We start from the raw sequence: 25300 nt of genomic DNA, 5'->3' as shown, positions 1-25300 counted from the left end.
CCCTACAAGTTGTCAAATTCATCCGTTACATCCGCTCTCATCCGTTGCCAAGTTACAACCAGTTGCCTACTAGTACATAAGGCGCCCAATGAAATGGTTTTTTATCTTTTTGCAAAACTGCTAGTTGGGCTTGACGTAATGCTTCGGCTTTACTCATTCCAGTATTTAATTGTTGGTAAAACTCACCCATAAGAAAAGCAGTAGAACTATCTTCAACTGACCATAGACTTGCTAGTGTACTACGGGCGCCTGCTTTTACAGCAATACCCGCAAGTCCTAAAGCTGCGCGCTTATCACCAAGAGCTGTTTCGCAAGCGCTAAGGACGAGTAATTCTATATTAGTTAAGCTATTTCCGTCAGTAGTTCGCAATAATTTCTCAAAATCTCTGACTTTTAACAGACCATCCCAAGTTAGAATAAAAGTTTTTTCTGGGTCGGAACTAAATTTACCATGAGTAGCAAGATGTACAATAGAAAAAGAGGTTTGCTGTAATTGTGTTTGCAAATTTTTTTGGGTGAATTCTTGATTTAATAGTTGTTTGCTTTGAGGTATTTCTGACTTAACTTGTTTTAATTCTTGCGGTACATTTTTTAAAGGAGCAAAGGGTTGATTGTTAATAACTCTTTTTTCTCCTACTCCCGCAGTCAAAGCGTTGATTTGAACTTTTTGTAATGGTTGTGGGTCAATTAACTGTAAACCAGGAGTCAGAGCTATAGCATATTTTTCAATTAAATATTTATCCTGTTGCTTGTTATACAAAACAGCCATTGGAATATTTCGTAAGCTAGCATCTAAAACAAATACTAAAGTTTTAATCTTATTATTAGTTAATTGTGTTTCAAATGGTCGAATCAACCAGTTATAGATTTGTCCTGAATTTTCTTGCACTTGAGAGGTGTAATCAGGTTCTTGTAAGTCTCCTCGCAGTTTGTCGATAATATCTTCAACTTGGCTTTGAGCAATTTCAACTTGGTTATGTGCCAAGTTATCTTGTCCTGGTAGTTTAAGAATAACTTCAATTCTATCTTTGAGGACAATTGGATAAATAAATGCTGCACTTCTATCTTTTTTATCTACTACTTGGTCAATATTGACTTTTGGTATTAAACAAGCTTGACGAAAAAAATTGTCTAATTCTGCTAACTGTAATGATTCGATTACATATCGTGCTTGTTTGAGATTTTCAAAGCTAGGCTGATAGTTCTTATTATTGTATAATTGTAATCCTACCAACTCGCGATATACAGGTTCTACCATATCACGAAACGAAAATTGGATTTCTGGATTCATGAAGAGCAAATCTCGACGTAAAGATTCTAGAGTTTTGAATGCTTCTTGATAATAAGAAATTGCACCGCGAGTATCACCTTGTTGATTGAGTAATCTTCCTAGTTGCCACAACCATTGGTAAGTAATATCACCAGATTGTAGACTTGACGCAATTAATAATGCTTTTTGCGTCAGTTTTTGCGCTTCTGCTAGTTGGTTGCTTTTTTCATATAATCCTCCCAAAGTCCCTAATGCATAAGATTCCGCGCGTTTATCACCTAGTATTTGTGCTTGCTGTACTGAAGCAGATAAAATTTTAGCAATATCTAGTAATGATATATGGGTATTATTCTGTTGTAATTTAATTAGACTTTCCGCAAAATTAATTTGTGCGTAAATGCTATTTCGGCTTGGTGATAAATTTTTAAGTTCCGATTCAATTTGCGGAAGTAAAGATAATGCCGTGGATATTTGCTTGTCATCTATCAAAAGTCTGAATTTATTTAAATGTGCTTGAATGCGTGTTGTGGGAGATGCAATTAGTTCTGCTCGTTTGTAATATTCTAAAGTTTGTTGTACTAGCTTTTTTGCTGCTTCATTATTTTGAATATAAAGTAAATTGCGATATTGTGCTAAAGTTGTATTTCCCAGACTTAATAATATTTCGCCAAGTTCAGTAGAAGCTTGAATATTACTTGCGACTTTTCTACTTTCCTCTAAAATAACTCGCGATTGATTCAAATTTCCAATAACCCGTAAAACGTTACCAAGACTACGTAACCCAGTTGCTTTTACAAGTGAGTCAGGTTGTTTTGTTAAACGTTGTTCCACCTCAGTTAATACTGTTTTTGCCTGATAGTAAAGCCCTAATAATTGCATGGCAGAAGCTGAATTAACACGGTTGCGGATTAAAAGAGCTTCATTGCCATTTTTTTTATAAATATTAGCAGATTGGCGCCAAGTTTCCAGTGCTGCTTCTGTTTGACCCTGTGCAAGTTGTAATTTTCCTTGCACATCTAATGTTTGTGCGGCAATATCTAAATTAGATATTTGTAAATGGGCAAGTAAATTTAGAGAACGTGCAATAGTAGCTTCTGCGTCCCTTAATTGTCCCATTTGTTGGTAAGTTAAAGCCAAATTGCTCAATGTTACAACTTGGTTAGCTTTGTTACCACTTCTTTCAAAATCCGCATTTGCCTGCTTTAATACTTTAACAGCTTCTGCAAGCCTTCCCGCATCGTAAAGCGCTTTCCCTTGTTGTAGTAAATTTTCGGTTTTAGCGTGCGTATTTTGAAGTCGAGATTTTGAAGTCAAGATATTAACACGAATTAATTCAGCATTAATCGGCGCCGTTGTAATGGTTAATACCGCCGTCAAGAGCAAAAGTGAAAATACTAGTTTCACTCTCTTAAATCCATTATGCCGCTTCACCATGCTTTATCGCTCGTATATTTTACCTTTCTTCTTTCTCCAATATGCTACCGCAAGTTACAAGTGACAAAAAATAACCAGTCAACAATATACTTGTTGACTGGTATTTTAGTGTTTTTTCTTGTGGAGTGGGCATCCTTGCCCGCCCTTTTAATTTTAGTAGTTCCCTAAGTCAAAAAGTTATCAACCACGTAATCACCGACATTCTTACCGACTTGTACCCCGTCTACTGTCGCAGCGTTGATGTGAATACCACCATAAACACGACTAATAGCATCTTCATTAGCAGCTTGAGTAAAGCTACCAAAAGAACGAGAAACACCTGGTAGTTCTTGAGAGGAAATGTCAAAACTGATATTGTCAGTACCGTAGAAACTTGCAAGAACTTGGGCAGAGGCGCCACCGAAGACAGAGTGTCCTGATATGTAATCTGGAAATGGGGGTGTATCTAATAATGGTTCCCAGTTGGGGTCTGCAACAGTTTCGGGATTGTTATCTTTGTCACCTTCGCGAATTGCTGTAATTGGACGGAACTGTTCATAAGTATACTTGGCATCCCAAGCAACGATACCAGCATCAGCTTGAGCAAGATTTAACAACGCGAACATGCGAGCATTTTCGGCAAGGCTGTTACTTTTTGCAAGGGCGATATCCTGAGCAACTGCGTTCCACTGACCAGGTGGACGGAAGGTATCATCACGGTCATATGCCCAAAATTGAGCGATTTCAGTTTGGTCTGCATTGCGAGTTGTACTGTTTTCGGCGCCGAGACTTTTAACTTCGTTGTATTCTTTGACGTAATTGGGGCTACTGTATTCTGGCAGTGAATCAGGGCGAAATTGGGAAGCACTCGGAATTGCAAAGGGTGTTACTAAACCCCACTGCGGTAAAAGCGCAGGTTTCATGTTAGTGTCATTATTCGTCGTTTCGCCATCGGTAAATGTAGGTTTCCAATCACCAATTCCATTTCCTGGTGTATAGTTGACGTTGATATTTGAACCGTCATTTTGGCGCCCATTGTAAATTTGGTTGGCTACTTTTTCTCCGATTTGTATACCTTTGGTTTTTGCAGTACCATCTGGAACTGAGTTTAAAAATGTTTGATAGTAACCATCAAAGGTAGCTTTTTGGGATGGGAACAAGTCAACGAGGGCTTTATGTGCCGCTGCCACTGCTGCGACTTCCTGCGATGCACCTGCGGCTTCTGAAGCACTGATATTTACTAAGTAAGGTTTATGACTGCGGTCAATCGCGTTAACTGCGTCATAGATAGCAGCGTGAACAATAGCTTGGTTGCGCGCGGCTATTGGTGGTGCGGTTCCTTTAAGTGCATCGCCTTTTCCAGAATCCGCGATTGCGTTCAATAATATCGAGTTCCACTGAATAACTACATCACCTTGGGTAATTATTTTACCTTGGCTGCTATTGATAGTATTATTACCCTGATTCACCTCGGCAAACAGATAATAAAGTCCGGGTGAAACGACACTTGGAGTACGAAACTCTGATTGTGAAAAATCTACAGTAATTGTTTTCGATTGACCCGGCGCCAGTTGGATATTTTGATTTGCCAGAGTACCCAATAATTCATCAGTTCCTTCGAGTCGGTCTGTGGCGCCTCTTGGTGAACCCAACACATTTAATGTATTTGTATCGAGTACATTATCAATCGATGCATAAAGTTTTAAGTCAACTGGGCCATTAAAGGCTGCATTACCCTTATTGGTAATAGAAACATTGACTTTACCCTGTTCCGTGGGGAAAATTCCTGGAGTTTGGAGAACATCACCAAACTCTACCGCTAGATTTGCTGCCATAGTTTATTTGTTCCTGTATTTTTTCCTTGGTATAAAATCGAGTTTTTACACGAAAACAAACTGATTTGCGTCGTATAAATTCAAACTAGTGGATGAAATATCTTGAACAATGCCAATTAATTCAGGTGTATTTTGACCTTGGGTAAGAAATACTCCTGTACCCGATGTAGAAGCAATAGGAGAACTTCCTAATGTATACATATCCGCTGAACCCGCAAGTTGAATTTTATCGATGCCACGGGCAACATTAGCGCCAACAAATCCAAAATCTGTAATCAATGCATAATCATTTGTACCAGTCGCATTGGTATTGCTGTCATTGTAAAGGACAACATCGTAAACTACAGTGTCATTTCCATTTGCATCTCTAGCGTTAGCTTCTGCCAATCCTAAAACAAAGGTGTCCTTGTTTCCTGCACCTGTCAAAGAATCAATTTCACCGACACCAAAGCCATTTTGAATTTGTCCAAAGAAATCTGTGTCAGTACCAATTAATTTATCTTTACCATCGCCACCATTAAGCGAGTCATTACTTTGTCCACCAAATAAGTTATCGTTGCCGCTTTCACCATAAAGAGTGTCTTTTCCGCGTCCTCCATAGATTTGGTCGCTGCCTCTACCACCGTAAACTATGTCATCTCCACTAACTGCGGGGCTTTGTTCAAAGTCATCACCGTAGAGTACATCATTTCCTAAACCACCGTAAATAGTGTCATTGTTATTTCCACCTTCGGCGTAGTCGTTACCAGAACCACCATCGATAAAGTCTGTACCGTTTTGACCGAAAAGAGAATCGGTCCCATCATTACCGTAAAGGGTGTCGTTTCCGATACCAATTAAACTTGAATTACCGCTAGGTGCAAAATCTCCATATATTTGGTCATTCCCAGCGTTGCCTTCTACATAGTCGTTTCCGGCGCCACCACTAATAGCATCACTTCCACCCAAACCATAGACTTTATCATCACCACCAAGTGCAGCAATAATATCATCGTTCTTTGTACCGTTAATAGTTTCCGAGTTAGGAGTTCCTCGAATTGGATTGAAGCCAGAATTTACATATTCTCTATATTCTGGCGCCTCATTGATATTTTCGATATTTTGATTTGGCTGTTTATCTATATTTGGTTTTAAATTGCTGTTTTCAAGTTGTCCTAATTGTTGTATTTGTACTTTTTGGTTTGCATCTCCCTCTACTTTTATAAGTTCTGCAACTGGTAATATTGTTTCTGTTTCATTTTGAAACTTAAAAGAGTTTGGTTCTTGAGTATCTAACTCTGAATCTCCCACATTTAGCTCATTAGAGTCATAACCTGCTATTGTCATTGTTTTACCCTTAAGATTGCATGAGTTTTAAATTAGTAAGCAATTGAGTAGTTTTGCTTGCCTTTTTATGCTATGCATTCTAATTTTAACTGTCAACAAGTCTTGACCATTAAATAAAACATAATTCATGTAGTTATGTTTTTATTCAGCAAACACCTATATTTTGAAATTAGTTAATTCGTTTTTTGTAATTAATATTTATTTTTGTAAATCTTTGCATAATTTGACGTTTAAAACTACGACAAGAATATGTAGCAGAAACCGGGTTTCTAGGATTTAAAAGTGATAGGAGGTAAGCCAGAGTGGATACACAAGGTTTGTACTTAACTACTAGAGAGCGTAAAATATTACAGCAAAGCTTACATGCTGATTTACGTTCTGAATGGCGCCGTAGAATTGAAATTATGTTGCTAGCAGATACTGGTAAAACACAGACACAAATTTGTAAAGCAGTTGGATGTTCACAAGAAACCGCGCGCTACTGGATTATGATGTTACAAATAGGTCAAGCACACAAATGGAATGACAGTAGTATTGGTAGACCAAAAGTTGTTAGTGACGAATATGTAAATAGATTAAAAGTGCTTGTTTGCCAAAGTCCCCGCGATTATGGATACTCAAATGGACGTTGGACGGCACAATGGTTACGGACACAGCTAGCACAAGAATTTGACATTCAAGTCAGTAATTATCACATCACTCGTTTATTAAAATCAATGGGACTTTCAATGCGAAAATTATCGTCATCAACCCTAAATCATTTTTGATGTTTTTTTGAGTAGACAAGCTTTTAGTTGTTGAGCAAGTGTTTCGACATTAGGCGCCTTCAGCATATTAAGATGATTGCCTGGAATTATATGAGTGTCTACTCCTTCACTAGTTAGCGCATCCCAACAATCGTTTAGATTTTGAACGGCGCCTTGATGAACATTTGTTCTAAAAAGAGTAATTCGGTTTGGGTAGACTTTTGGGACGTAGTTAAGGACTGCTTGAGTATTAGCTTGAAAAATACGAAGCATTGGGCTAATTGTTAGCTCGTTCAAAATTTGAGACTTAGATTCATCAGATAAAAGGTTTGCTATCGCCGTATCTCCTTGAAGAAAACGTGATAATATATTACTTACAATTTTTTTAACAAATTTATTTTTAGAATTTGAAGCTATAAATAAATAACAATAATCAAGTAAAAAAGACCAAATATTACGCGCAGCGACTGTGAAAATATATTTCAAAACATCGCCAACAGAAGGTTGATTACTAGAGATAGGCGCCGCAGTGTCAAGTAATGCTAGTAAAGCCACCTCATCTCCATTTGATTGTAGCTGTTGAGCCATTTCAAAAGCAACTAAACCACCAAAAGACCAACCAGCCAAAAAGTAAGGGCCATTCGGTTGTACTGTACGTAAAGCTTTAATATAACATGTAGCCATATCCTCAATGCGAGTTAATGGTGTACTTTCTCCATCGATGCCAACAGGTTGTAGTCCATAGAAAGGTTGATTTTTTCCTAGATAATGAGCTAATTCAAAATAAGGGAGAACAACACCAAAAATAGGATGTACACAAAATAAACGAGGATTTTCCCCATTAGGCTGAATAGCAACTAACGGAGACCAAGGTTGAGCATCATTTAAACATAACTGACTTGCTAACTGAGCAATTGTTGGATTTAGAAAAAGAGCAGCTAAAGGTAAATCTCGTTTTAACTGCTTATGTATTTGTTCTATAAGCTGTACAGCTAGTAACGAATTACCTCCCAAATCAAAGAAATTATCATTAATACTTACACGTTCAACACCAAGAACTTCAACCCAAATTTTTTCCAGTTTTAACTCAGCTTCAGTACGAGGAGCAAGAAAAACACTAGTAATAAGCACTTCAGTGCTTTCCCCCACAGCTAAAGCGCAATAATCAACCTTACCCGCTGGTGTCAATGGCAAACAATCAATTACTATAAAACCAGATGGCGCCATATAATCTGGCAATTTTTGTTTTAAAGTTTGTTTCAAAGTCTGTTTTAAACTATCTAGTTCAATTATTGATGCCTTTTGACTCTTGACAATATAAGCCACCAAATGCTTATTTCCTAATTCATTCTCTCTAACAACAACAACAGATTGTTGTACATCTTGATGCTGATTTAATACAGTTTCAATTTCTCCCAACTCGATACGAAAACCGCGAATCTTTACTTGATTGTCAATACGACCTAAAAATTCAATATTCCCATCTGCCAAATAACGCCCCAAATCACCAGTTTTATAAATTAATAATTCAGTTTTTGTGGAATTAACATACCCACGCGCCAAACTATCACCACCAATATACAATTCCCCTACAACCCCAATAGGCACAGAATTTAAATACTTATCTAATATATATACTTGGGTATTAACAATCGGGCGCCCAATTGATAATTTATCAGTCACACTGGTAATTTCTGCAACCGTTGACCACACAGTAGCTTCAGTAACTCCATAAGCATTAAAAAAGCGGCGCCCTGGTTTCCATTTTTTTACAATATCCTGAGTACAGGGTTCACCAGCACAAATAATAGTTTGCAGTGCTGGAAACTCTGTTTGCGGTAAAACAGCTAGTACAGTAGGTGGAAGCGTGACATGAGTAATTTTATTACGACGCAACATTTCAATTAAAGGTTGTCCAGGTAAAAGGGATTCCTTTAAAGCTAAATACAAAGTTCCCCCTGTTGCTAATGCCATGACAATTTCAAAGATTGAGGCGTCGAAACTTAAAGAGGCAAATTGTAATACCCGCGCAGTTGGTTGTAAGTTAAAGGTTGATTTTTGAGCATGTATTAAGTTAGTTAAACCTTTATGCTCTATTTGAACTCCTTTGGGTTTTCCTGTAGAACCAGAGGTGTAAATTACGTAAGCTAAGTTGTTGGGGGTAAGGTTACTGGTAGGGTTTATTTGGGGTTGTTGTGTGATATTCAAGTTTTGATTGATGTAGAGTTGATCCCCCCAACCCCCCTTGATAAGGGGGGCAGAAGATGAGGAGGAATGGGTTAGTAAGATTGATATTTGGGCATCTTCTAGCATGTAGTGAAGACGCTCAGGGGGATAAGTTGGGTCTAAAGGTAAATAGGCGCCACCTGCTTTAAGGATGCCTAAAACTCCTACAATCATATCTATGGAACGCTCTAAGCATATACCAACTAAAAACTCTGGTTTAACCCCAAGTTGTTGTAAATAATGCGCTAGCTGGTTTGCTCGAATGTTGAGTTCTCGATAAGTTAATTGCTCCGAACCAAAAACTACAGCAACAGCATCAGGAGTCTTTTCAACTTGCGCTTCAAAAATCTCATGAAAACACAACTCGATTTCTAATTCTCTTCCCCCCCTTATCAAGGGGGGTAGGGGGGATTCTATTATCTGCAAATCAGAAATTTTCTGAATAGGATTAGCAACAATACTTTCTAGCAACGTTTGAAAATGTCCCAACATCCGGGTAATAGTGGCGCCATCAAATAAATCAGTACTATATATAGCTTGAACTTTCAAACCTTCCGCATCTTGCCACAGATGAAACTCCAAATCCAACTTCGCGCTACAATTCTCAATTTCAAGTACTTCAAACGTTAAACCTGGTAACTCTAATGCTTCTACTGGAGTATTTTGAAGTGAGAACACAATTTGAAACAGTGGATGATAACTCAAAGAACGTTCTAGGTGTAGTGCATCTACTAATTTTTCAAAAGGTAAATCTTGATGAGCATAAGCGCCTAAAGTAACTTCCTTGACTCTACAAAGAAGTTCTTGAAACGTTGGATTGCCTGATAAATCAGTACGCAATACTAAACTATTGACAAAAAAACCAATCAACCCTTCTATCTCGCTACGGTTCCGATTCGCAATTGGTGAGCCTACAACAATATCAGATTGCTGCGTGTAACGATATAGCAAAATCTGAAATGCAGCAAGAAGCGTCATAAATAATGTAACACCTGAATGCTGGCTAAGTGACTCCAATGCTTTATTTAGCGATTGCGGTAATTGTAAATATTGTTTTGCACCTTTGTAACTAGGAATTGCAGGTCTTGGTCTATCGGTAGGAAAATTTAATACTTCTATGTTATGTAACTGATGGCGCCAGTAAGCTCGTTGAGTTTCGAGAACTTCTTCGGTTAACCACGTGCGTTGCCATTGAGCATAATCAGCATATTGAATGGGTAGTTCCGGCAGGTTGCCATTTTGATAAAATATACTTAGTTCTCGAATTAACACTCCAATTGACCAACCGTCAGCAATAATATGATGCAAACTCAGTAATAAGACGTGTTGAGCTTCTTCAAGTTGTAGTAACGTTACTCGTATTAGTGGCGCCGTAGTTAAATCAAAAAGACGTTGAGACTCTGCGGTTGCAATTTGCTGTATTTGTATCTTGCGTTCTGCAACCTCGATATTACGTAAGTCTATTAGAGAAAAGGGTATAGTCAACGAAGGTGCAATTACCTGCACTGGTTCAGATACCAATATAAATGAGGTGCGTAATACTTCGTGGCGCCGGAGAATATCATTAAATGCCTTTATAAGCAAATTTCTATCGAGCGAACCTGTGAGACGAAGCGCTGTTGAGACATTATAGAGAGGATTGTCTGTTTGTAATTGGTTAAAAAACCATAATCTAGCTTGAGCAAATGATGTAGGAAAAACAAAAACTTCTGTTTGTTCAGAAAAATTAAGTTTTTCCTCACTTGCTGATACTGATGTTCGCTTAATTGCCATAGACTATACCAGGAGCGTTGCCATCCTAATTTTAGTAGAATTCTAGAAACCCGGTTTCTATGTTAAAAAATACCAAATTTATCTTTAATTGAGGAAAATACCTAATTTTTCGATTTTTTTTGAAACTTTCTATGGTAATATTCATCTTATAAGAGAAATACTTATTGTTGTGATTACCTATTTTTGCTCGTTATAGCTCATATCTATTTTGTGATTCTTCAACTTTGGAAGAACACACTGTGGGTTTTTGAAGCTTAATTTTATAGTGGCATTAGAATTCAGTTAAATTGTACAAAAATTCGATAAGCATGAAGATTAACCTCTGCACAAGTAGGTTTAATTGTCATAGCTATAGAAACCGGGTTTCTACGCCTTCATTGTCGCAGACAAATCATTGTTTTTATTACAAGATTTAAACGAAGAAACCCGGTTTATTTTGTTAATTATAAAAATAAAAATAGTTTTTTCTCAAAAATGGTGACATGAAAACAGTTAATCTTGGCAGACAAAAATTTTTACATAATAAAGAGCTTACCTTGCTATTAGAGGAAGTTTCTCATAATTCTATTAAAGGGTGTCTACAAGTATTAAGTCTTTCACAAACATGGTCTCTATATTTTGATAAAGGACAATTGATATATGCTTATCAAGCAAATAGCATGTGGGATATTTTTAGTGAGAAATTACAGCAATTATTTCCTCAACTTAATAATTTAGATAATGAACTTGATGGTCAACTTCAAGCCATATTCGATAGTAAAACAGATGATGCAATACTAGACAGACCAGATTATTTAGCAATATGTTGGCTAGTTGAACAACAATATTTAAACTCATTGCAAGCTGGTAAACTAATAGAGGAAATGGCTATTACAATGTTGGATTCATTTCTGAAGCTAGGAGATGGGGCTTACGAATTTATACCTCAAACCTTACCAGATTATCTACCAAAATTTTGTCATCTTGATATTTCCTTGTTGATTCGGCGCCGTCAATTACGCTCTATGAATTTAACTAATGTTAATCTTTTTAAAGAATCAGCTAATCGTAGTGAAATTAAACTATTTTTAGATTTAGAACAAAAACACTTGAAACCAAATGTAATCAATGATATCACAGTTACCACTGAAAATATTGAAGATAGCACTTTTAAAATTAACAAATTAAATGATAATAACACTGAACAAAAACCTTATAAAGTTTTATGTATCGATGATAGCCCAATAATGTTAAAAACAATTAAAAGTCTTTTAGACGAACAAATATTTACTGTAATCAGTATTGATGACCCATTAAAAGGTTTAATGCAAATTCTTCGCATTAAACCCGATATAATTCTGCTTGATGTTTCCATGCCTAACTTAGATGGCTACCAACTTTGCTCTTTATTACGTAAGCATTCAGATTTTCGTAATACTCCAGTAGTGATGGTGACAGGAAAAACTGGATTTTTGGATAAAGCACGAGCAAAAATGGTGAAAGCTTCGGGATATTTGAGCAAACCATTTAGCAAAGCTGATTTACTGAAAGTCTTATTTTCACAAATTGGTCATATGTAGAGACGTGACATGTTACGTCTAAAATAGTAGACCAACGCCGCGACCTTGACCTTGTTCATACGGTTATATTTACTGCATGGCTTGACACTTAACATTATCTAGGAATTTTTTATAAATCAGATTGTATTGCGATAATTATTCTTTAGAGAGTAATAAAATAAAATTAGCTAGAGGTTGGTTGTAAATAGCTTCTTTGAAATGTTGTGCCTTTTCCTGATTAGGAATTTTTGCCGCTAAGTCCACTAAAAGCTGGTTTGGTATAAAATTTGAGTATTTTTTTACAGTATGTTCAATAACTATGCTGGCGATAGGACCGATAATATTAGTCAGTTCTTGCCGACAAATTTCTAAAAATTGTTGTTTGAAACCAGTAAACTGTTGTAGAGGCAATTCACTATTCAATTTGTTATATTCTAGAAGTGTTTTTTCGAGTTTTTGTAAAATTATTAATTCTTCTAAATCATGGTCAACTACTTGCTGATGATTTGGCATTGATATATTGACTTTTTCTGTTAGTGTATCTTTTATAGGCACTGCATCAGCTACCAAATGCGAATTATTATGTAAGTTGTTCAATAATCGGATAATTTCTGTAGGTGACTGGTAGCGTTCGCTTGGTATTTTTGCGAGCATTTTTTCAAGGATGCTCGCAAAATAATTGCTGATATTAACTTGGGACTGCCATTGCCAATTGAGAGATTCATCTACCAACATATGCGGCATTTTTCCACTCAAAAGAACTACTGCACAAATTGCAAGTGAGTAGATATCGCTAGAAGGATAGGAATATCCCCAACGCAATTGCTCTGGTGGAGAGTAACCAATTTTCCCTACTATTGAATTACGAACAGAATAATGGATATTTAGAAAATCACTAGGTATTTGAGTGAATGTATCTTTAGCAATTCCAAAATCAATCAATACTGGTTTCGATTGATTGTGCTTAAGCATGACATTATCTAATGAAATATCCCTATGAACAATATTCTGTCCGTGTAAGTACTCTAAAACTGGTAATATATCTGTCAGCCATTTTCTAACTTCTGTTTCTGAAAATGCTTTAGCTGTTTGATTAAGACGACTAGATAAAATTTCTGAATATGTTTTGCCGTCAATATATTCTTGGACGATAAACACTCGTTGTCCATCTGCTAACCGAGCTAGAAATTTAGGTACTTGGGGATGATTAATTTGGTATAAAATTTTCGCTTCACGTTCAAAAAGTTCCCTACACTTCTGTAGTTTATCTTCTCGATATGTCGGTGGTACAAACTCCTTGAGAACACAGGTTTCACCGAAACGCTGGTTGTCAAATGCTAAATATGTCCTTCCAAACCCTCCCTGTCCAAGAAGTTTCTGAATTAGATAGCGATTATCGATCAATGTTCCTTGATTGATTGCTGGTATCATTAGAGGATGCCATAGGTTTGTTACTTTTGTAGGGTAACGTAGCCCAAATTTATGCACGCCTTCGTTGTACCTGGCATCTAAAATCAAAATAAACGCACAGGTTTAGAACTTAGACGAGTAGCAATTCGAGCCACTCGGTCAATCACAGCACTCATATACTTATAGTCTGGTACATCCGCATTTGGTATATATCCAATTTCTTGAATCAAAGTTGGAGATGCTTCTCGCATATACTTCTTAATCAAATCTCGGTTTGTAGTTTCAACGTTTGGTGCAATCAACACAGCTCCTGGTGGCACATTGTGAGAATCAGTAAATAAGACGCGAAACTCAACATTATTGAACTTCGTATGATATAAATTAAATTCCTCCCATGACACAGCACCAACATCAGCCTGTTGATCTGCGACCAGCTTAATCACCTCAGAAGGAGTCGGAGCAAATAAAACCTCTTTTAACGTTAAACCGTAAAGATTGTATAGTGGAAAATAATATCCAGACGCAGCACCTGGTGTACCTAGTGCAACTGTTTTACCTTGTAAATCTTTCAAATCACGTAAGCTACTATCACTCCTCACTACCAAACAAGCGCGTGAATCAACATTTATATTAAGTGAGAAAAGAAGTTCATATTTATAATTTGTACTTGCTAATGCTGCCAACCCAGGAGGTGCAAATACCAATGACCAACTTTGACGTTGAATCCTTTCTATCGCTATGCTTTCATTAAATGCCGGCTCTAACTGTACAAGTGCCTTTGTTTTATTTCCCAAATACTCTTTAAAGCGCGCGAATTTCTTTAGCGTTTGTTTAGAATCTTCATAATTGACTATACCTACAACCAATTCTACCTGTTTTCTTGATAGTTTTTCTGTACTACATGCAGCCACTATGAATAGCATTTGTAAAATAAAAGAGCGTCGGCAAAGCTGTAATGGCATCAATCGATTTCACCCAAGTTTTTAATTTCTCGATATCACAATCTAACTAGCTCTCTCGGATATGATTTTTTACGCCAAATTCAAGCCGCATCTAAGATTGCTACATATCTTTTTTATTGTCTAGCAATTCTAAGCTTACTGATATATTAATTCATAAAAAGTTATAATACGCATTTATGAGTTTCTTGCTATTTAAAATTTGATAATAAATCACATAATTATGAATTTAATTTTTTTTACAATCTCGAAAATCTTCAATAGAGTCATGGTATCTTTATAAAAGGTATTGTTGTAAAAATTAAGGAGTTAGGAGCCAAGCCAAGAGCAGGAAATGCTCCTGAACCATTACACCTTGTTAAGTAATATATCAACCAAAACTTGAACGAGAGCGAACATACCAATATGAAAATCAACACAAAAGTCAATTTAATTCTAATAATAGTTTTTATTGGTGGTATTTTCATCAGTGGTACTGCTTTAGCTAGCGTACTCACACAAAAAACAGAGAACGAAGTGTCTAATAAAGCAGTAATGCTAATGCAAGTAATCAATTCTATCCGAGAATACACCAATGATAGAGTTCATCCTTTATTGTTACCAAAAGTCGAGAATGAAGGACGATTTATTCCAGAGTCAATACCAGCCTTTTCAACAAGAGAAATATTTGATATTTTTCGTAAGAACAACGAGTATAGCAACTTTATTTACAAAGACGCAACGCTCAACCCAACAAACTTGCGAGACAAAGCTGATGATTTTGAAAGTAATATTGTCAAAGAGTTTCGCCAAAATCTCGCTTTGACCGAAAAATCTGGTTTCCGAACAGTATCTGGAGAAAAACTATTTTATAGCGCTCAACCTCTTAAGGTTGAACAAGAAAGTTGTTTACGCTGTCATTCTACACCTGATGTGGCGCCCAAAAGTCAATTAGCAGTTTACGGTAGAAACAACGGTTTTGGTTGGAAGTTGAATGATATTGTTGCGACTCAAATAGTTTATGTTCCAGCAGAAGAGATATTTAATCAAGCAAGTCGCTCTTTCTTAATGGTACTAAGTGTGTTAGGAGCTATTTTTACAGTTATCATCCTAGTCATCAATCTCTTATTAAAGAAAACCGTACTCAAACGCATTAAAAGGATAGCTGATGTAGCGCAACAAGTTAGTGTTGGTGATATGAATGCTACTTTTGGTAAGCAAGATAAAGACGAAATCGGCGCCTTAGCAGAAGCGTTCAATCGGATGAAATATAGTTTAGAAATTGCTTTAAGTATGTTGAATAATCCTAAATAAAGTCAGATATGTAGGGGGCAAATTCAATTTTTTTCTACCCCCTACTTTTCTAGTAGCCGTTGTTCAAACTCATAAGCTTGTTTTGGCTCAGAAATTTTCAAAGCTAAGTTTTTGAGAAATTCTGTGCGTGAGATTTGTGGATTTGATTTTAACACTTGTTGAACTATAAAATTAGCAATTGGACCAATTATATAAGCTAACTCGCTCGTACATTTACGAGTAAATTCTTCATCGACGCTCTGAGTAATCCCAGATTTTTTTTGAGGAGCAGAAGCTTCTAAAATCGCCATTGCAGAGGACTGAAAGTGCTGTTGTTTTTCAGGCGCCAGGTAAGCGGCTAAATTATTAACCAAGAGTTCTAAGCTGCTTACTTGTGTCAACGCTTGTTGTAATATAGTAGACGCAATTAATCCTATTTCTTGCTTTAATAACTGTTCGAGTTGTGAGTATTGCTTAGTATCTATCTCTAATCTACCAGTTGGAAGTATATCTGGTTGTTGAGTTGATTGAGATAATTGAGTTAACTGAGTCGGCGCATTAACAACTGCAAACTTTTCTTCTGGAAAAGCCTGAGAAATATTACCAGGTAAAATATCAATTACGGCTTGCGTACCCGATAACGACGTATGTAAATTAATCCCTTTGGCAATAGAGATATTTTCTAACTCACTAATCCAAGACGCAACAGGTAAACCAACCTGTGAATTAGCTTGACTCAATGTTTCAAACAGCGCGCGTGTAAATACTTCTGGTTTCTCTGCCGAAGCTGCCCCAGTAATTATACATTGTCCATTTTCCAAACCAGATTGCAAATCTTCTATCCAGTTTTCTAGAGTATCAGCTTCTGGACAATCTAAAACAATAATCTGTTTTGAATTATACGCGCGTCGTAATTCTTGTCTTAAAGTCGAGCGACTCAAACGGGCGCCATTACCCAAAACTAGCCATGCTTCACCATCTTCAATTTCTTCAACATACCCCCGTATATATAATAACGCAGTCGGAATATTTCTTTGACTACCAATCTGACTACCAATTTGTGTATATGATGCTGTTTGCTCACCACACCAACGAATTAATTCTTGTATTGAAGCACGTATTTCTGATAAACCTTTGTCAACACAAGAAACATACTCGACTTCAAACCCACCACATCCAGAGAATACGCGACTTAAATCAGTTGTATTTTTGTTGTTTGTTAAGCCATCAATAACTAATGCTCGTCGTGGTAAGATTAGTTTTTCTGTACTTTTAGCTTTAACTCCTAAGACTAACTCTCCCACACCTTCAACAATCCGCTTCGGTGTTTGTAACGGATATTCCGGATGTAACTTACTATCACCACGTTTGAGCTTTTGCTGATTTATCAAACGCAGTTGTTGATTCATCTTATCTATATATTGCAGCGTCTGACGATACACATACTTATAAAGTCCATCAGCTTCAATTACACCATGCGAGTCAGCCGCTTCCCCCATTAACCCCTGCATCAAAAAATAAGTAAATACTCCATGTCCTAACTCTGGAAACTCCCAAGATTGTTGACCTTGATCGCACGATAGTAAAGCACAAAAACCCTTGCTTTGTGACGCACGCTGCCGTAATATATCCATCATCTGCGGCGCCGGATTAACAGGAGCTGAAACTGCATTTCTAGCTCTACCTACTCCTACCAATCGCATATCACCACTGTGACAAGTATCCAAACAAAGTAACTGCTGATTCGCGCTACTTCTTGAGAGCCTTTGTACCAACTCTTGCATCCCTAGTCCTGTCGCTAGCAAGTCGTCTTTGCGGGTATCTCTCATACACAGCACAGCTTCTTGCTGAATGGGTTCTAACATTCCGTGCCCAGAAAAGTATAGCAATATCGAATCGGAAGTTCGAGAAAGTGACACTATCCGCTGTAACGACGCGCGTACTACCTGTAAAGTCGGCGGTTGTGCAGTATTATCATGATGAATTATTACTTCTTTATTTGGAAATCCCTCTGTAGCTAATTCAAATGCCTCTCCTAACCCTTGACAGTCTATAGCTGGGTAGCGCAAAGAAGGTAAACTGTCATCTTGGTAGTCATTGATACCTACCAATAGAATCCACAGTTTGGCTTCTCCCGTTCTTAACGTATTAGTTGAAAAACTAGAACCAACACCGACTGGAGGCATATCCCTTAATCCTATAATTACATTTAAAAACGATTTCTATACTTGAAGCTACCCACTTACTCAAACCCTCAGATTTATTTTTAGGAATTATACTTATATAAAAATTATCTATCTTATTTTGTATATAACATAATCTATTTTTATATTACAATATTTTAATCGTGCTTTGATTTTCAATAAACATAGCTCCAAAGATAGATTTACATATATAACTAGATTCTGATTAATCAGATTGCCAAGACGGCGCCCTTAATTAAGCTATAAGGAGAAGAAATTATGGATACCATAGATAAAATAAAGATATTAGATTAAACTACTAATTGATACCATTCATGTTTGTGGTAAAAATAATTACAACGACTGTACGGGTCTTTATCGAAAAAAAGTAATAGAACTTTGAGAGAGCGCTGCATTAATTATATAAATCACCACCCATCATATATATATAGGTTGTTTTTTCACAGATTATGCAGGAATAAGTTGTTGGCTTATGCAAATGCGTCAAAGTATAATTGAATTATTTTCAACATTCTTAGAGCTAGACGCTTCTAGAGTGATTGGCTGGGCTACCGATGCCAGATTGCGGCGCCATATGATAAAATCACTTTCCCAGTTGTCGCAACCAGAGCAATCGGAGGATTTTTGGGTATATTATTGGTATAAACTGTGGCTAGATACTCCGGAAAGCTTGGTTCGGGATCATTTATCAGCTTACCTACAAGAAGTATGTTACTGGGCTGCACGTAAAACGGTTACAGGTATTTCTTCAAGTCAGTACACGTTATCTGACTGCTTTCAAATGGCAATTATACGTGTCGATAAAGTTTTGAAAGGGTATAAGCCGAATATGGGGTTTAGCCTCAAAAATTATAGTAGTGCCATATTCAGCAGTGAACTTAAAGAAATGTTGCGGCAGCAAAACGAAATTGACATTTGTACCAACTGGCGCCTATTGAAAAAGGTAACTCAAAAACGGCTAATAGAGTCATTGAAAAATGCTGGACAAAGTGCAGAGGCAATCGAGCGTTATGTGCTAGCTTGGAAATGCTACCAAGAATTATGCGCTCCCAGTCAGCCATCGGGGACTCGTAAATTACAAAAACCTTCGGAAGCAACGTGGCAAAGCATTGCTCAACTTTATAATAGTCTAAGGCTTACCCAACTAACGACTCCAGGCGCCGAATTAAACCCAGAAAGTCTAGAAAAGTGGTTAACTAGTTGTGCCAAAGCAGTGCGAACGTACTTATATCCTAATATGACTTCGCTGAATGCCAAAATAGGGGAAGATGATGGAGGAGAACTACAAGACATTCTGCCCCAACTCAAACAAGAGTCTTACATATCAGAAATTATTGCTGCTGAAGAACAACTTGATAGACAATCACAACAAGCCCAAATTGGTGATGTATTAGTAAAAGCACTCAAAGAGCTAGATGAAGAGGCACTAAACATTATCCAAATATATTACACTCAAAAATTAACTCAGCAGCAAATAGCAAAGGAACTGGGAGTTAAGCAGTATACAGTTTCTCGGCGACTAACCAAAGCTAGAGACACACTACTTCTCAAACTGGCAACATGGAGTCAGGAGTCGATGCATATTTCTCTAAATCCCTCGGTACTAAATTATATAAATACCGTATTAGAGGAATGGTTGCAAGTTCATTACAGCCGTAACTCTATATAGCAAGGAGCAGTGACTATGACATTTAACTCATTACCTACCATCGATAATCCTACACATTTATGGTTAGAAATTCCTGAAGCCGAATTAGAAAGAAGTTGGCAACACCAACCCTTTTCTACACCTAACCGTCGTTGGATAGCATATCTTAACCGCGTATCGCTTTCAGCATTTCTTCCTTGGCTACACTCTGAGCATGACAGCAATGCTCAAGCATATCCCAAAGATGCAGCTTTACCTAGTATTTGGGAAGCTGTTAATGGTACCGCAATTAGCTTCGGAAATAAAAAAATGGTATTAATACCTACCGAAGCCTTAGATATTGACGAATTTCGTGTACCTCAAGAATGGGTAGACATTCCTAACTGGGTAGCTGACTATTACCTAGCAGTACAAGTAAACTTAGAAGAAGGATTTATCCGAGTTTGGGGATATACAACCCACGTGCAACTCAAAAATGAAGCAAGCTATGACGCATTCGATAAAGCATATTGCTTAGACTCTGAAGACTTAATATCAAACCTAAATATTTTGTGGCTATCACAGCAACTTTGCCCTGATGTAACTCGTGCTGCTGTGGCGCCTTTACCCAAATTATCGCTCTTCCAAGCGCAAAACCTAATTCAACGCTTAGGAAACCCTAACGTTATTATCCCCCGAACTCAAATACCTTTTGCCACATGGGGCGCCCTTTTACAACACGGTGGTTGGAGACAACGTTTATACGAACAACGTCAAGGAATACAACAATGGTCTGTTAACGAGTGGTTACAAAATGGTGTATCTGATTTTGCCCTCTTATTTGGCTGGGCAACCGTTGATACAGCAATGGCTGGGGCACGGGGTTCAAATGTGATAGAAACATCACCAAGTATCGTGCGGAGATTAACTATCAATTCACAGCAGTGCGAATTGCAAGTGCGACCCCAAGGTAATATTACTTCGAGAATTTGGCGCTTTGAATTGCGCGCACTCCCCGGTGAATTACTTCCTACAAGTTTTAAACTCCGACTTCTCACAGAAGATTTACAACCGTTTGAAGGTAACGAAGTTGAAGTTAGAACATCGGTAGAAAGTGTCTACCTTGAAGTAGCGCTGGGTGAGTTGCCCGAAGGATTAGTTTGGGAAATTGAACCAACCCCTGATAACTTTGAACTAGAAATTTTATATATTTAACCTGTTGATAACCATCTTTTATGACTCTGATTAAATAAAATTATTCAGTAGGTTGGGTGGAGGAACGGAACCCAACAAAAACTACTTGATATTGAGAAGCGAAAAGCCGCTCCACCCAACTAACGGGCAAAGCAATTCAAAGAGCATATTTATAACTTAAACATTATTTAGTTAACAAATCAATATTAGATTCAGGCATGTTCGAGATAGCAGTGGTACCTCTGACGATTTTTTGACGATCAATTAGTACAAATAAACTGTGATATTAGAGAATTTTGCCGAGTTTTGCTCTAATTATGTTATTACTCACGAGCGCATGGGAATTATAAACGAAGAAGCGACTAACCATATTTTGGTTTTAAGCCCTGAAACCTAAGAAGTATAATCAACCCATGTCTAATGATTCTGAGCGTAATTCTGCTGTGAACGCTGCTGCGACAAACAGCATCGAGCATATTCAATTGCAGGATTTACCTGTAAATGCAGTGCGTAGATTGCACAAAGGTGGGGTTCGATCTGGTGAACCTTTAAGAACTAGGGTCGAAGCTCAAGAAATGTTAAATAAAATCCCCCCATCTCAGCGAGCAGGTATTGACAGTACCGAAGCTGGTCAAAATACACAAAAATACTTGTCTGATAAGCACGCTAGTCACGTTAAGCCTCATAGTAAAGGAGGCTCTAATCACCCCAAAAACATCAAATGGGAGAATGCCAAAGACAATATTGCTCGTGGTGGTAAACCTATGTCTTGGCAAGAGCAAATGAGACTGGATGCTAAATGGCATTTTGATAACTTAGCAGGAGGTGTTAAAGCTGGCATTAAAGCGGCGCCCTTTGGAACTGCAATTGGTGCTGCAACAACGGCGCCATTTTCGATGCTCACCAATGCGCTTCGTGTAATTCGAGGTGAAATTTCTCCACAGCAAGCTGGTGTAGAAACATTAAAAGATACTCTTGTTGGGGGTGCAGTTGGAGGTACAACAGCATTTGCAGTTACAACAGTAGCAACAATGTGTCCGCCAATTGCAATAGCTTTAACTGCCGTTTCCCCTGCCTTAGCTGTTATTGGAACTGCGGGTATGATTCACGAGTTTTTTAATATTCTTAATGAGCATAAACAGGTTGTTAGAGCTTATTACGAATCTTTAACTCAGCAGGAATTAGGACGTTTGCAAGAGATTGAGAATGAGCTAATTTACGAACATAAGAAAAATCTAGAATTTTTGGCTAAGGCAAAATTAGTCAATGAACAGATTACAAATCGACCTATATTACCAGGTATCGAAGGAGCAGTAAAAAGATATCAAGAATCAGCAGCTATTGCTAAATCTCTAGGATTAACATCAGCACATAGTGAGTTACTTGCTGATTTTATTCCTCAGCTTCCGCCAAAAAATAAGAAATAAATTTTAGTATCCACACTTTTTATGCTCCCTTTTCTTTTCGGTGCCCTTGGATTAGCAGTAGGGGCTGTTGTTGGTGCTTTTACTACTCATGCAGCAGGTGAAAGTGATAGACAAGCGGCTCAACATCATAAAACTGTTGCAAATGAACTAACAGATAAATACACAAATTTAGAGAAACGATACAACGAACTAGCAGATAAAAGCAAAAAGCAGATTTTAGACTTAACTCGTCAGCGCGCGTTAGATGAAGTTGAAAAGGACTGTTTGCGATTAGCGGTTAGGTTACAGCAAAGTCTCATTTCCCTAATGTGGGATATTGATAGAGAACCAACAGAAGCTGCTTTAAAGAATTTTGTACAAGCAGTAGAACTAACTAATACTGTTCTCTGTAAAATCAATGAAGAGCTAATTTATGTTCCTAGTGATTACTACGCGCGTAATCTTACTGCTGCTGTTAAACGAAAATATTTGAAGCAAGTAGATTATTTAAATGAATCGAGTATAACAGAGAAAAGAACTTCAGAAGACGACTTTGAAAAAACATTGGATAAAAATGTAATGGAATACAGTTATAAGAATATGCATTCTGAAAAATTTCAGTCAAGCCATAGTAAACTTTATGATACTGGTAACAGGTTCTTAAATTATCTAAAACAACTTCGTACTCAACGATTAAAAGAAGGAGATGATACTCAAAGACTACAAAGTGTAGAAGATGATATTATCAGAGCATTGAAAGCTTTAAATGAACAAAAATTTCAGGTTGCTGTAATTGCGGCAATGAAAGCAGGTAAAAGCACCTTTCTAAACGCCTTAATTGGCGCCGATGTATTAGCAAGTGAAACAGAAGCTTGTACAGTTTGCCGGACAGACATTCGTCCAATTAAAGCTGGACAAACACCCAGACTTTTAGAATATCAAGATGGTAAACGAGAACCTGTAGTTTTAATACAAGGTGAAGCAGGAGAAATTCGTCGAAAATTTTTAGAGCGTACCCATGAAATTCGAGAAACACAGAACGCTGATGCTACAATACGTTTTGAATTAGAACATGCTGTTGAAGCCATTAGTCAAATTCCATCTCTAGCCGGCTTCACGTTAGTTGATACACCGGGTCCAAATGAGTGGGAATCAGTAAAATTTAGTACAGTAGCTCTAAAACAGACTGCCTTAGAAGCACTCCGAACTAGCGATGCTATATTATTCATTCTGGATTACACATCATTTAAAGACAATACGAATGCGGAATTGCTTCAAGATTTGATTGGGCAACGTAAGGAGTTTTTAGCAAGGAGTAATAAAATTTACTTTATTCTGAACAAAGTAGATAGAAAAGCCGAGAAAGATAGACCCATTGAAGATGTGATAAAAGATTTAAGTCAAACCTTATTAGGGTTTGGAATACCAGAGCCAATTATTTTACCAGCAAGTGCATGGCAAGGATTGTTAGCAAAACTTATACAAAATAAAGTTGCAACTAGAGAACATGAAGCAGATTTTGACAAATTCTTCCTTTTCAGCTACATGGAAAAAGATGAACATGGCAGACGTTATATTCCAGAATTAATAGATATTGCACCAAAAGCTTTACAGGATAGTGGCATTACAACCATAGAAAATACTGTAATTCAAACAGTTGTTCGCAATTCAGGGTGGAATTTATTAAGTGATGTTTTAGCTACGTTAAATAAGTCTGCTCAAGCTATTGAAGAGACTTTTATTACAGAAATGAAAGGGTGGGAGATCGAGTTTGAAGAACTTCAACAAACAATAGAAGAATATAAGCAAAATTCTGATTTAGCTAGGGGGAAAGTAGCAAACGTAAAAAAGTCCGTAGAGGAACAGAAGCAAGTATTAATTAATACGTTTAGTCAAGGAATTAATAAATTCGCTGAAAACGCTAAAAAACGTATAGGAATGGAAATCGATAAAGTAGCAAAGGATAAATCTCAAAAACCTGTACATAATAAGGAAGGCAAAAACCTTTTAGCGTATTTGTGGGAGTTTGCTTTTTTTGTAGCAGCTTCTAGCTCAGACTCTTATAAAATTAGGGTCAATAATAAAAAAGATGCTGAGAAAATTGGTAAAACCATCAATGAATACTGCACCCCTGTAATACAAAGCTTTTGGCTAGATACTCAAGACAAACTCATTAGAGAAGGAACAAATATTCGTGAAAGTTTAGTTAAAGAAATTCAAAAGGAAATTCAAGCAATCTCTAATGAACTTTCCAAGTATTTGGGAGATGCTTTAGAGATTGAGATAGGTATCAATGAAATTCAGTTTCCAAAGTTTGAATTTTCAGGAATTGATGCAAAAATTGAGCATCAGCAACAAGTATACGCTAGAACTAAAAAAGAAAAAAGAACAAAGAGCCGTTGCTGTGAGTCAGATAAAGTCTATGAAGTAGATGTTCCATATACTGAAACAGTGTCTTACTATGAAATCGATTTACGGCTCACTTACCAAGGGATTCAGCAAAAGATAGACTTACAAGTTCAGAATAACATTGAGTTGCTTGAGCGCGTTATTGAAAAACAAATATCAGAGGATTTCCAAAAAGGCGAAAAGCAAATCAATAACTATATCAATCGGTTTCAGGCTGAATTTGACTACTTGTTAAAGGAACGGGCAACGAGGGAAGTTGAGGCGCCTAATATTATTGATCATCTCGAAAGCCAAAGAATCGAATTAAGTGAATATCTTAATGAATTGAAGTTGATTAAAGGAGAGCTTGATAATTGGAGACCGATAATAATGTTATAAAAATAGAGGGTAAGGTGGGCAGTGCCCACCCTACTGATTTTTACTGTCTTTATTTAACGAAGATAATTTCATTCGCCGACTGTCGCGAGATATTGGTACTAGTGCAGGCGCCTGACTTTTTGCGTTATTATCTTTCAAGCTTTCCACGACTTTAGATAACCCTGTAATTGTCGGCGCCTCAAATATACTACTTAAAGGCAACTCGACTTTGAAAGCATCGCGTACTCTTGAAGGTATGGCTTCACTCAAACCAGAAGTTATTTTTCGCTGTTTTCAAGATGAACCTCGGCGCCATACTTATAATATTTTTGAAT

15 protein-coding genes are annotated in these 25300 nt (G+C 37.2%); 7 read left to right on the top strand and 8 right to left on the bottom strand.

Annotation, left to right across the window (positions count from 1 at the left end):
• Positions 1-52 precede the first annotated feature (52 nt).
• From DSM106972_RS47950 to DSM106972_RS47940, 3 genes are all read right to left on the bottom strand, one after another.
• Positions 53-2674 carry a CHAT domain-containing protein gene (locus DSM106972_RS47950; protein WP_233787015.1) on the bottom strand — a complete coding sequence of 874 codons (2622 nt, stop codon included), beginning with the start codon at positions 2672-2674 and terminating at the stop codon, positions 53-55.
• 194 nt (positions 2675-2868) lie between these two features.
• Entirely contained in the window at positions 2869-4518 is a 1650-nt protein-coding gene (locus tag DSM106972_RS47945) for a vanadium-dependent haloperoxidase (RefSeq protein ID WP_127087328.1), read from the bottom strand.
• 45 nt (positions 4519-4563) lie between these two features.
• Positions 4564-5844: a calcium-binding protein gene (locus DSM106972_RS47940; RefSeq protein ID WP_127087327.1), complete on the bottom strand. Its 1281-nt coding sequence runs from the start codon at positions 5842-5844 to the stop codon at positions 4564-4566.
• 302 nt (positions 5845-6146) lie between these two features.
• Here DSM106972_RS47940 and DSM106972_RS47935 point away from each other — a divergent pair, with 302 nt between their 5' ends.
• Positions 6147-6611: a helix-turn-helix domain-containing protein gene (locus DSM106972_RS47935; RefSeq protein WP_127087326.1), complete on the top strand. Its 465-nt coding sequence runs from the start codon at positions 6147-6149 to the stop codon at positions 6609-6611.
• Here DSM106972_RS47935 and DSM106972_RS47930 read toward each other — a convergent pair.
• A complete protein-coding gene (locus DSM106972_RS47930) occupies positions 6597-10589 on the bottom strand; it encodes a non-ribosomal peptide synthetase (protein WP_127087325.1) in 3993 nt (1330 codons plus the stop codon). The two genes, DSM106972_RS47935 and DSM106972_RS47930, sit on opposite strands and share 15 nt — an antisense overlap.
• A gap of 482 nt (positions 10590-11071) precedes the next feature.
• Here DSM106972_RS47930 and DSM106972_RS47925 point away from each other — a divergent pair, with 482 nt between their 5' ends.
• Positions 11072-12148: a response regulator gene (locus DSM106972_RS47925; RefSeq protein ID WP_127087324.1), complete on the top strand. Its 1077-nt coding sequence runs from the start codon at positions 11072-11074 to the stop codon at positions 12146-12148.
• A gap of 135 nt (positions 12149-12283) precedes the next feature.
• Here the strand turns inward: DSM106972_RS47925 and DSM106972_RS47920 are convergent, their stop codons facing one another.
• Positions 12284-13558 (bottom strand): serine/threonine protein kinase, encoded by a 1275-nt coding sequence (locus tag DSM106972_RS47920; protein ID WP_127087323.1) that lies wholly within the window; start codon positions 13556-13558, stop codon positions 12284-12286.
• 83 nt (positions 13559-13641) lie between these two features.
• On the bottom strand, positions 13642-14499 hold the full coding sequence (locus tag DSM106972_RS47915) for a phosphate/phosphite/phosphonate ABC transporter substrate-binding protein (protein WP_127087341.1): 858 nt from the start codon (positions 14497-14499) through the stop codon (positions 13642-13644).
• A 402-nt stretch (positions 14500-14901) separates the two neighbouring features.
• Here DSM106972_RS47915 and DSM106972_RS47910 point away from each other — a divergent pair, with 402 nt between their 5' ends.
• The gene (locus tag DSM106972_RS47910; RefSeq protein ID WP_127087322.1) at positions 14902-15789 is read left to right on the top strand and encodes a Tll0287-like domain-containing protein; all 888 of its coding nucleotides are present in this window, start codon (positions 14902-14904) and stop codon (positions 15787-15789) included.
• Positions 15790-15830: 41 nt separating this feature from the next.
• Here DSM106972_RS47910 and DSM106972_RS47905 read toward each other — a convergent pair whose 3' ends face one another.
• Positions 15831-17954 (bottom strand): caspase family protein, encoded by a 2124-nt coding sequence (locus DSM106972_RS47905; RefSeq protein WP_127087321.1) that lies wholly within the window; start codon positions 17952-17954, stop codon positions 15831-15833.
• 490 nt (positions 17955-18444) lie between these two features.
• Here DSM106972_RS47905 and DSM106972_RS47900 point away from each other — a divergent pair, with 490 nt between their 5' ends.
• The 4 genes from DSM106972_RS47900 to DSM106972_RS47880 all read left to right on the top strand — a co-directional run bounded on the left by DSM106972_RS47900 (position 18445) and on the right by DSM106972_RS47880 (position 24986).
• The gene (locus DSM106972_RS47900) at positions 18445-19641 is read left to right on the top strand and encodes a sigma-70 family RNA polymerase sigma factor (protein WP_127087320.1); all 1197 of its coding nucleotides are present in this window, start codon (positions 18445-18447) and stop codon (positions 19639-19641) included.
• A 15-nt stretch (positions 19642-19656) separates the two neighbouring features.
• Positions 19657-20814 carry a DUF1822 family protein gene (locus DSM106972_RS47895; protein ID WP_127087319.1) on the top strand — a complete coding sequence of 386 codons (1158 nt, stop codon included), beginning with the start codon at positions 19657-19659 and terminating at the stop codon, positions 20812-20814.
• 392 nt (positions 20815-21206) lie between these two features.
• A complete protein-coding gene (locus tag DSM106972_RS47890; RefSeq protein ID WP_127087318.1) occupies positions 21207-22220 on the top strand; it encodes a hypothetical protein in 1014 nt (337 codons plus the stop codon).
• Between the two features lie 21 nt (positions 22221-22241).
• Positions 22242-24986, top strand: a complete 2745-nt coding sequence (locus DSM106972_RS47880; RefSeq protein ID WP_201800892.1) for a dynamin family protein — start codon at positions 22242-22244, stop codon at positions 24984-24986.
• Positions 24987-25016: 30 nt separating this feature from the next.
• Here DSM106972_RS47880 and DSM106972_RS47875 read toward each other — a convergent pair whose 3' ends face one another.
• The gene (locus tag DSM106972_RS47875) at positions 25017-25187 is read right to left on the bottom strand and encodes a hypothetical protein (protein ID WP_233787977.1); all 171 of its coding nucleotides are present in this window, start codon (positions 25185-25187) and stop codon (positions 25017-25019) included.
• Positions 25188-25300 lie beyond the last annotated feature (113 nt).

The organism is Dulcicalothrix desertica PCC 7102 (assembly GCF_003991905.1).
Taxonomy (GTDB): domain Bacteria; phylum Cyanobacteriota; class Cyanobacteriia; order Cyanobacteriales; family Nostocaceae; genus Dulcicalothrix; species Dulcicalothrix desertica.
The sequence above is the reverse complement of the archived record's forward strand: the minus strand, read 5'-3'. Positions and strand labels throughout refer to the sequence as shown.